General features: G+C 66.8%; 1 protein-coding gene. It reads left to right on the top strand.

The window, feature by feature from the left end; all coding sequences use genetic code 11:
* Nucleotides 1-313, top strand: a 313-nt coding sequence (locus B3H86_RS03825; protein WP_292051281.1) for a PCRF domain-containing protein, incomplete at both ends; no start/stop codon positions are given.

The raw sequence follows: 313 nt of genomic DNA, 5'->3' as shown, positions 1-313 counted from the left end.
GTTCCGCATGTATTCGCGCTATGCCTCCAGCCTTGGCTGGCGCGTCGAAATCGACAGCGCCACCGAAGGCGAGGCGGGCGGCTACAAGGAAATCATCGCCACCGTCACGGGCGAGGGCGTGTTCGGCCGTCTGAAGTTCGAATCCGGCGTCCACCGCGTCCAGCGCGTGCCCGCGACCGAGGCCGGTGGTCGTATCCATACCTCTGCCGCGACCGTCGCCGTCCTGCCGGAAGTCGAGGACGTGGAGATCGAAATCCGCGACCAGGACATCCGCATCGACACCTACCGCTCGTCCGGTGCCGGTGGCCAGCAC

Origin of the sequence: Brevundimonas sp. UBA5866 (assembly GCF_002432125.1) — a bacterium.
Lineage (GTDB): Bacteria > Pseudomonadota > Alphaproteobacteria > Caulobacterales > Caulobacteraceae > Brevundimonas.
This window is presented reverse-complemented; position numbering and strand designations above follow the sequence as displayed.